Genomic DNA, 3,841 nt, shown 5'->3' on the forward strand with positions numbered 1-3,841 from the left:
AACGTCTTGCAGAACTGCAAGCCGTTGAATTTCTTTGTCAGACATAGTGATCAGCATCTATATTTATATCCAGTCCATGGTGATAAAAACCATCATAAACTAGACATTTTTATTGGTGAGAATATAGACACTTTAAATGGGTTCTAACAAAAGCATTTCGTATAAGCTCTATTATGTTAAATAGAATCCTCTTTAGTTGAATATTCATGCTTATAAGTGGTGTGTAAATCTTAAGTGAGAAAATCACTTTTATTTCAGCACACGTCAGATGCCGTGATCGCAGAAATTACCGAATTTTTGCATCATCATTTTGATCTCAATCATGTGACTGTACAGCTAGAATCAATCGATTATGCTGAACATTGTGAGATGAACCATAAATATCATGTTTCATAGACATCTGACATTTAGTAGTACGTGAAGAAACCCTATATTTTGTATCGTCCATCCTAAGTGGTTTTAGATATTCCTTTGGCACAGTTAGGTACTTTTTTTAAAGAAGATGGAAAATTCATTATTGGGGAAAATGGTAAGTATTTAAAATAAAAACATAATTTATTGTGAAGGCCCTGAAAAATGGTTTTTTTTATTTCCCATGTCACATTGACAATAATCAATATGATTTACATACTGGTTACATTAGAGCCATTTAAGGATAGTGTAGATTGAACAATCTTCAGGCCTGTAATTTATATAAAGCTTTAACCGATGAAACGCGGGTTAAAATTTTACAAACACTGCATTCAGGTGAATGTTGTGCCTGTGAACTATTGAAAAATTTATCAATTACGCAATCTACGCTCTCCCATCATATGAAGTGTCTGACTGAATTAGGTCTAGTCAAGGGAAGAAAAGATGGACGCTGGATGCGTTATTCACTAAATATCCCTTGTACCGAACAGCTCTATTCATTCACTAAAACACTTTTAGTCGGCCAAGGTTAGGGGGATTTAAATGGACAGTATTATTGCAATCTTTGCATGGTTAAATAGCGTCCTGTTGAAAATGACATGGCTATCAGATGGAGTTGCCTGGTTCGTTGAAAATATCTTAGGTTTATCGATTGCCACGCAAGTCGGTGGCAGCGTGCATTTTTTTATCTATGATGTCATTAAAATTTTTATACTTTTAAGTGTCCTGATCTATTCACTGTCGTATATCCAGAGCTATTTCCCTCCAGAACGAACCCGACAAATTCTGGGACGCATGAAAGGGATTAAAGCCAATATCATGGGTGCCTTACTGGGAACCATTACCCCATTTTGTTCATGTTCATCTATTCCTATCTTTATTGGTTTTACTCGGGCCGGTTTACCTGTCGGCGTAACATTCTCTTTTTTGATTTCCTCTCCTTTGGTCGATTTAGCTTCCATTATTTTACTCGCGAGTATCTTCAACTGGAAAATTGCCATGATCTACGTGGTACTTGGTCTGATTCTGGCAGTCCTAGGTGGTTCACTCATCAGCTTTTTCAAAATGGAAAGGTATGTCGCTGAATTTGTAACGCACAATAATGCGGTGCAAGATGATGAAAATTTTAAAATGTCCGCGAAAGAGCGTCGCGAATTTGCCTGGGAGCAGGTGGTCGAAATCTTCCGGAAAGTTTGGATCTATGTCTTGATCGGTGTCGGTATTGGTGCTGCGATTCATAACTGGATTCCAACGCAGTGGATTACTGCCTTATTAGGGCAAGACCATTGGTATTCAGTGCTTGTTGCGACTGTGGTCGGCATGCCGATGTACGCAGATATATTTGGATCTTTACCTATCGCAGAAGCATTGGTAACTAAAGGTGTGGGCTTAGGTACAGTTTTGGCCTTTATGATGGCGGTGACAGCGCTTTCTCTGCCATCGTTAATTTTGTTAAAACAGGTCGTGAAGAAACAATTGCTCAGCCTTTTTGTCGCGATTGTTTTTGTTGGTGTTTTAATCATTGGATATAGTCTAAATTTAGTTGGTCAGTTCTTTATATAAAAAAGCAGTCTCAGGAGATTAGAAATGCAGATTAAAGTTATGGGTACAGGTTGTCATAAATGTAAGGCTTTACTAGCAGCGACAGAAGAAGCAGTGAAAAGCAGTGGGGTACAAGCTGAAATTGAGTATGTCACGGACATAATTAAGATTGCTGAAACAGGTTTGATGAGTACGCCTGGTCTAGTCATTAATGATAAAATTGTCTCAAGCGGTAAAGTATTAGAAGCTCCAGCAATAGCTGAGTTAATTGAAAAAAATAAGTAAATTGAGTTATTGAAATTTAATATAAAAAACCAGTTGCTCCGGCAACTGGTTTTTTATATTAAAGAAAAATGAAAGGGGAAAGGGCTTTGAATCATAAACAGAATGAAACGGATGTGATCATTATCGGTGGTGGGCAGGCTGCTTTATCTACGGCTTATTTTTTAAAGCGAAAAAAAATACCATTCATTATTTTAGATGATCAAAATCAAGCAGGTGGAGCCTGGTTACATGCCTGGAATTCTTTGCGTCTATTTTCACCGAATAGCTGGAGTTCCTTACCAGGTTGGGTTATGCCGAATACAGAACAAACGTATCCGACCAAGAAAGAAGTTATTGAATACTTGCAGCAATATGAGCAGCGTTACCACTTTCCGATTATTCGTCCTATATATGTTGATCACGTCAAAAGCGAAGGAGAGGCATTGAGTGTGCATGCAGGTGAACAGTTATGGAAAGCCAAGGCTGTAGTCAGTGCAACGGGCACCTGGAGTCATCCTTATATCCCATCTTACCCGGGCCAAGAAAATTTTAAAGGGCTGAAATTACACTCCGCCCATTATCAAAATGCAGAACCGTTTAAAGATAAGCACGTCATGATTATCGGTGGTGGAAATTCCGGAGCACAAATTTTGGCTGAAGTTTCCCAAGTGGCAGACACTCTTTGGATCACGCCAACACCTCCTCAATTTTTAGCAGATGATGTTGATGGCCGTATACTATTTTTACGTGCGACAGAGCGTTTAAAGGCAAAATTAGAAGGCGGCACAATAGATCAGCCTGTTGGCGGTCTAGGTGATATTGTCATGATTGATTCAGTCAAAGATGCACGTTCACGAGGAGTTTTACATAGTGAGCGCCCGTTTTCGGCTTTTACAGAAGATGGCGTGATTTGGGAAGATGGATCTTTTCAACAGGTTGATGCAGTGATTTGGTGTACTGGATTTAAAGCGACTTTAGACCATTTAAAGCCACTTGGAATAGTAGAGGAAAATAATACGATACTGGTTGAAGGAACAAGATCAGTAAAACAACCCAACCTATGGTTAGTAGGATATGGTGAATGGACTGGACCTGGTTCAGCAACGCTGGTGGGTGTTTCAAGGACCGCGAGAACAACTGCTGAGGAAATTTCCGAATTTCTGGATTAAAATTTTGACCTATTTGTCTTGAGCAAGAAATAGCACAACAAATGGCAAATAAAACTCGTTATTTGGGTGCTATTTTTGTGGGCAAAATAAAAAGTTAAAAAATCAGTAGAAACCCGGCTTGGAAACAAGTCGGTTTTTTGGGTTTTCGCCACCGATTTTTTATAACATAACCTTTTGAAATATAACACTATTTATTTTGATGCGAAGTATGATTTTAATTTCCTGTTGGAAAGCCATGAAACATCCATTGTATGCCCCATAAAATAATTAGAATTAAAATTACGAAAAAGATAATTTCTAATTTTTTCATTTTTAAAGTTCTACTAAAATTAACATAATACACGTTATACGAAATCAAAATGTTAGAACCCATTTAAAGTGTCTATATTCTCACCAATAAAAATGTCTAGTTTATGATGGTTTTTATCACCATGGACTGGATATAAATATAGATG

The 3,841-nt window shown here is 37.8% G+C and carries 4 protein-coding genes; all 4 read left to right on the forward strand.

Annotation, left to right across the window (positions count from 1 at the left end; all coding sequences use genetic code 11):
* Window positions 1-665: 665 nt before the first annotated feature.
* The 4 genes from F960_RS21985 to F960_RS20310 all read left to right on the forward strand — a co-directional run bounded on the left by F960_RS21985 (window position 666) and on the right by F960_RS20310 (window position 3,386).
* On the forward strand, window positions 666-944 hold the full coding sequence (locus F960_RS21985; RefSeq protein ID WP_004871185.1) for an ArsR/SmtB family transcription factor: 279 nt from the start codon (window positions 666-668) through the stop codon (window positions 942-944).
* Window positions 945-954: 10 nt separating this feature from the next.
* On the forward strand, window positions 955-1,974 hold the full coding sequence (locus tag F960_RS20300; protein WP_004871186.1) for a permease: 1,020 nt from the start codon (window positions 955-957) through the stop codon (window positions 1,972-1,974).
* Window positions 1,975-1,998: 24 nt separating this feature from the next.
* The gene (locus tag F960_RS20305; protein ID WP_004871187.1) at window positions 1,999-2,238 is read left to right on the forward strand and encodes a thioredoxin family protein; all 240 of its coding nucleotides are present in this window, start codon (window positions 1,999-2,001) and stop codon (window positions 2,236-2,238) included.
* An 86-nt stretch (window positions 2,239-2,324) separates the two neighbouring features.
* Entirely contained in the window at window positions 2,325-3,386 is a 1,062-nt protein-coding gene (locus F960_RS20310) for an ArsO family NAD(P)H-dependent flavin-containing monooxygenase (RefSeq protein ID WP_020846547.1), read from the forward strand.
* Window positions 3,387-3,841 lie beyond the last annotated feature (455 nt).

Origin of the sequence: Acinetobacter gerneri DSM 14967 = CIP 107464 = MTCC 9824 (assembly GCF_000368565.1) — a bacterium.
GTDB classification, from domain to species: domain Bacteria; phylum Pseudomonadota; class Gammaproteobacteria; order Pseudomonadales; family Moraxellaceae; genus Acinetobacter; species Acinetobacter gerneri.